General features: G+C 71.5%; 5 protein-coding genes. 2 read left to right on the top strand and 3 right to left on the bottom strand.

Translation table 11 applies throughout. The features are described 5' to 3' along the window. The 3 genes from FDZ70_06050 to lysA all read right to left on the bottom strand — a co-directional run. On the bottom strand, positions 1–380 hold a 380-nt coding region (locus FDZ70_06050), incomplete at its 3' end, for a hypothetical protein (protein TLM76839.1). A gap of 13 nt (positions 381–393) precedes the next feature. Continuing rightward, complete coding sequence (locus FDZ70_06045; GenBank protein TLM76838.1) at positions 394–1,683, bottom strand: homoserine dehydrogenase; 1,290 nt, start codon at positions 1,681–1,683, stop codon at positions 394–396. A 337-nt stretch (positions 1,684–2,020) separates the two neighbouring features. Further along, positions 2,021–3,382: a diaminopimelate decarboxylase gene (gene lysA, locus FDZ70_06040; protein ID TLM76837.1), complete on the bottom strand. Its 1,362-nt coding sequence runs from the start codon at positions 3,380–3,382 to the stop codon at positions 2,021–2,023. Positions 3,383–3,510: 128 nt separating this feature from the next. Here lysA and FDZ70_06035 point away from each other — a divergent pair, with 128 nt between their 5' ends. Continuing rightward, positions 3,511–3,849 carry a hypothetical protein gene (locus FDZ70_06035; protein TLM76836.1) on the top strand — a complete coding sequence of 113 codons (339 nt, stop codon included), beginning with the start codon at positions 3,511–3,513 and terminating at the stop codon, positions 3,847–3,849. 79 nt (positions 3,850–3,928) lie between these two features. After that, on the top strand, positions 3,929–5,213 hold a 1,285-nt coding region (locus FDZ70_06030), incomplete at its 3' end, for a hypothetical protein (protein TLM76835.1).

The raw sequence follows: 5,213 nt of genomic DNA, 5'->3' as shown, positions 1-5,213 counted from the left end.
GCCGGGGTGAGCAGCGCCCACACGAGCCGGTGCGGCCGCGGGTGCGGCTCGGCCACGCGCAGACGCGCCCACGCCCACCCGGCGACCGCGGCGGTGAACGCGACGTACGAGAGCCGCACGCCGGTGCCGGGCCACACGACCCCCAGGTCGGTGAGCGGCATGAGCACCACGAGCGCATACACGCCGTGCTCGGGTTCTCGGAAGACGCGCCACGCGAGCACGCACGCGAGCGCGACGCCCGCGGCGCCCGCGGCCGGCGCGGGCGCGAGTTGCGCGAGCACTGCGACGGGAATGCCGAGCAGCGCGATGCCGGTGGTCAGCGCCCAGCCGCCGCCGCGCGCAGCGACCGCCTCCGACCGCGTGCCGGCCCCCTCGGCCACGGCGTCCGCTCCCCTACAGGTCCTCGACGCGGATGACGGAGCCGACCTCGGCGACCGCCTCGAGCGCCCCGATCTCGGCGAGAGAGTCGCGCACGTCCGCCTCGGCGGCCTCGTGTGTGACGTAGACGAGCTCCGCGTCGGCCGCGCCCTTCGGCGACTTCTGGATGACCGAGGCCAGCGACACGCCGTGGTCCGCGAAGACCTTCGAGGTGGCGGCGAGCACGCCGGGCCGGTCGGCGACGATCAGGCGGATGTAGTACGCGGCATGCAGCGCGGCGATGTCGCGGACCGGCAGCGACTCGGTGCAGGTGCAACCGACCATCGCGGTCACCTCGTGCGTGATGTGCCGGGCGACCTCGATGACGTCGCCCACGACCGCCGAGGCGGCCGGCAACGAGCCGGCGCCCTCGCCGAAGAACATCGTCTCGCCCACCGCATCGCCCACCACGTAGATCGCGTTGTAGACGCCGCCCACCGTAGCGAGCGGATGCGAGTCGCGGATGAGCGTGGGGTGCACGCGGATGTCGACGCCCTCGGGGGTGCGCCTCGCGATGGCGAGCAGCTTGACCGCGTACCCCATCTCCCGCGCGTACTCGATGTCGCCCGGCGTGAGCCCCCGGATGCCCTCGGCAGGTACCTGCTCGAGCAGCACGCGCGAGTTGAACGCGATGGACGCGAGGATGGCGATCTTCGCGGCGGCGTCGTAGCCGTCGACGTCGGCGGTGGGGTCCGCCTCGGCGAACCCGCGCGCCTGCGCCTCCGCCAGGGCCGTGTCGTAGTCGAGGCCGTCCTCGGCCATGCGCGTGAGCATGTAGTTGGTCGTGCCGTTCACGATGCCCATCACCTTGGTGATCTCGTTGCCGGTCAGCGAGTGTTTCAGCGGGCCGATGATGGGGATGCCGCCGCCGACGCTGGCCTCGAACAGCAGGTCGACACCGGCCGCGGCGGCCGCGTCGAAGACCTCCTGGCCGTGCGTGGCGAGCAGGGCCTTGTTCGCGGTGACGACCGACTTGTCGGCCGCGAGCGCCGCGAGCACGACCTCGCGCGCGATGCCGGTGCCGCCGATGAGCTCGATGACCACGTCGACGTCGTCAGCCTCGGCGACCGCGTGCCAGTCGGTGGTGCACTTCGCACGGTCGAGCCCGAGCGACTCGAACCGGGCTTCGTCGCGGTCGCAGAAGCGCACCAGGTCGACCTCGACACCGGCATGCGTGCCGAACTCGCGGCCGTGGCGCGCGAAGATCTCGATGACGCCGCTGCCGACGGTGCCGAGCCCGATGAGTCCCACTCGGACGATGCGCATGCCATGCCTCCGGATCGCCTCGCGCCGCGGCGGACGTGTCGCGGCGTGTACGAGTGTAGCGGAGGAAGGCGCCTGGGGGCGTCGCGGCGGCACGCAGCGGCCTCCGGGCACAAAGATGCGAGGCCCCGATCCGACCGAACGAACTTGCGTTGCCGCAGCGCCCATCCGATGTCTCAAGAGCCTCGCAAGACGTACTGTACACCTCCCGCGCACGGACGCAAGGGGTTCCCGTGACGAAATGGCGCACGGTCGGGAATCAGCGACGAACGGTCGCTCCTGTGGACTGTGTGGACACTCGCGGCGGAGCGGCGGCCGTGAAGCGCCACGCGTTCGGGATCTACTCCACGTCGCAGCGCATGAGGTCGTCGTACGTCTCGCGCCGCACGACCTCGCGCGCCTTCCCGTCGGCGACGAACACCACGGCCGGGCGCACCTGCTGGTTGTAGTTGCTCGCCATCGAGCGGCAGTACGCGCCTGTGGCGCACACCGCGATGACGTCGCCGGTCTCGACCGGCTGCAGCGGCGTGTCGCGCGCGATGAGGTCGCCGGTCTCGCAGTGCTTGCCCGCGATGGTGACGATCTCGGTCCGCGGCCCGTCGGCCTTGTTCGCGACGAGGCACTCGTAGCGCGCGCCGTACAGCGCCGGCCGGATGTTGTCGGTCATGCCGCCGTCGATCGCCACGTAGGTGCGGATGCCGGGCACCTCCTTGATGGTACCGACCGTGTACAGCGTGATGCCGGCGCTGGCCACGACCGCGCGGCCCGGCTCGATGAGGATGCGCGGCACGGGCAGGCCGTGACGCTCGCACTCGTCCTTGATGCCATCGACGACGACCTTGCCGAACTGCTCGATGGTGGACGGCTCGTCGGCCAGGCCGTACTTGATGCCGATGCCGCCGCCGACGTCGAGGTCGCGCACCGGGCAGCCGCTCTCGGCGGCCACCTCGGCCATGAACGCGACCATGACCTCGATGGCCTTCGCGTAGCTTTGCAGCGCGAAGATCTGCGACCCGATGTGCATGTGCAAGCCCGCGAAGTCGACGCCGGGCAGGTCGCAGGCACGGCGCACGCCCTCGAGCGCGAGTCCGTGGTTCAGGCCGAAACCGAACTTGCTGTCCTCCTGGCCGGTCTGGATGTAGCCGTGAGTGTCGGGCTTGATGCCCGGCGTGATGCGCAGCAGCACCGCCTGGGTGCGGCCGAGCCGGACCGCGGCCTCGCTGATGCGCTCGAGCTCGAGCAGGGAGTCGGCCACTATGCGGTCGACGCCCGCGGCGACGGCCTCCTCGATCTCGCCGGGGGTCTTGTTGTTGCCGTGCACCTGCGTGCGCGAGGCGGGAACGCCGGCCGAGAGCGCGATGGCGAGTTCGCCGCCCGAGGCGCACAGGACCATGCAGCCCTCCTCATGCACGAGGCGGCACATCGCCTTGCACATGAAGGCCTTGGCGGCGTAGACGGTCTCGACGTCGGCCCAGTGGTACGAGGTCCACTTCCGGAACTCGCGCAGCTGGTGGCGGATCTGCGCCTCGTCCATGACGTAGAGCGCGGTGCCGCGCTCGCACGCGAGGTCGACCATGTCGATGCCACCGACGATCAGGCGGCCGTCGACGATCTCGGCGGTCATCGGCAGCACGCTCGACAGGTCGGCGTGCGGGTCGGCCGGCTCGGACGGGACGGGCTCGGTGAGGTTGTCGGTACCCATGGGCGGTACTCCTCGGCAAGGGGCGGCGTGCGGACGCCCATTGTAGCGGACGCCTCGCGCGCGCCTGCGCCGGCGCGCCGCGGGCGGTGTAGCATCGATGGCGGCGACACCACCCGAAGGAGGCCCCGATGGCAAGGAACGGACGGTGCGTGGCGATCGCGCTCGCGGCTGTGGCGCTCGCGGCAGCGGGATGCCTGAGCAGGACCGAGGCCCCCGCCCCCACGATGTCGGCGGACGACCCCGCGGCGAAGCCAACCTGCTGCGCGAACCAGGTCGCCGCGATGAGCGAGGTCTTCCGCTGGACGGAAGGCGGCGGGCGGCCGGTCGCGGGCATCACGCCGGAGTGGATGTACAAGCAGGGCATCCTGTCCAGGCCGCTCGTGTGCCCGGCTGGCGGCACGTTCATCTACGTGCCGACCGAGTGGGGCTTCGAGTGCTCGATCCACGGGATGGCGCCGAACGAGTGACCATCGCACGACTGCGTGTCAGAGGGCGGCGCTAGGCTCCTCTTCGAGAAGAAGCGGATCGAAGAAGAGGAGCGTCACCATGAACCACCGCGTCCTGGCCGGGGCCGACCGCATCGGCGGCACGTGCATCGAGGTCACGGCCGACGACGGCACCGCCGTCCTGCTCGACCTCGGCATGCCGCTGTACGACGACACCGGCGCCGACTTCCCGCCCCGCACGCACGAGCGCCCCGTGCGCGAGCTCGTGGCCGAGGGCATCGCGCCTGACGTGCCCGGCCTTTGGGCGGACGACCCGTCGCCGCGCTACGCCGCGATCGTGCTCACGCACGCGCACCTCGACCACTACGGGCTCGCGCACCACGCCCACCCCGGCATCCCCGTGTACGCGTCGCGCGGGACCGCGGCGATGATCGACGTCCGCCGCGTGTTCTCCCCTCGCGGCGCGCGTCCGCGCGAGGTCCGGGAGTTGCCTTCGCGAGGGGCGCTGCGCATCGGGGGGCTCACGGTCACGCCGGTGCCGGTGAACCACTCCGCGCCCGACGCCCGCGCGCTACTGGTGGAGGCCGACGGCGAGTCGCTCCTGTACACCGGCGACTGGCGCGCGCACGGCCGTACCGCCGTCGGCCGGCGCTCGCTGCTCGCGGACGAGCGCCTGCGCGGTCTTGGGACGCTGATCTGCGAGGGGACGATGCTCGGCACCGATGCCGAGCTGCACGGTGCGGACGACGAGTCCTCGGTGGAGCGCCGGCTCGCTGCGCTGTGCGCGGAGACGGACAGTGCCGTGGTGGTCCTATCCTCCGGGCAGCACCCGGACCGGGTCATCTCGGCGTTTCGCGCCGCGAAGCGCGCCGGTCGGCAGCTCGTGCTCGACCCGTACCAGGCGTACGTCCAGGAACGGCTCCGCCCGCTGTCGAGGTTGCTCCCGCAGTACGACTGGCCGGGCGTGCGCGTGAAGTTCGTGCGAGCGCACGTGCGGGCGCTGAAGGACGCGGGCCTCATGCCGTGGGTGTACCGCGTGCGCGACGCCGCCAAGCTCGAGACCCGCGAGTTCGCCCTGCACCCCGAGCGGTTCCTCGTACTCGCGCGCAACAACACCCCGACCATGCTGCTGCTCGACAAGCTCGCCGACGCGGCCGACTTCGTCTACTCGCAGGCGCCGGGGGCGAGCACCGAGGTGTACATAACCGTTCCGCCGGCCGCCAGGGCGGTGAACGTAGGCGAGCACTACTTCGAGTTCGTCATGCTCATGGGGGGCTCCGACAGCAGCTTCGTGGACGTCACGACCGCAAGGCTCAACGGCACGATAAGCGGCCTGCCGGGCAGCCGCTATGTCACGCTAAGGAACGAGGGGGCCTACGTCAGCG

The sequence above is a fragment of the Actinomycetota bacterium genome (genome assembly GCA_005774595.1).
Classification (GTDB): Bacteria; Actinomycetota; Coriobacteriia; order Anaerosomatales; family D1FN1-002; genus D1FN1-002.
Note: the sequence above shows the minus strand (reverse complement) of the source record. Positions and strands in the feature narration are given on the sequence as shown.

Excerpts from the sequence above, each read along its gene's own strand:
- FDZ70_06035 (TLM76836.1), top strand. The coding sequence starts at position 3,511 with ATGGCAAGGAACGGACGGTGCGTGGCGATCGCGCTCGCGGCTGTGGCG.
- FDZ70_06045 (TLM76838.1), bottom strand. The coding sequence starts at position 1,683 with ATGCGCATCGTCCGAGTGGGACTCATCGGGCTCGGCACCGTCGGCAGC.
- lysA (TLM76837.1), bottom strand. The coding sequence starts at position 3,382 with ATGGGTACCGACAACCTCACCGAGCCCGTCCCGTCCGAGCCGGCCGAC.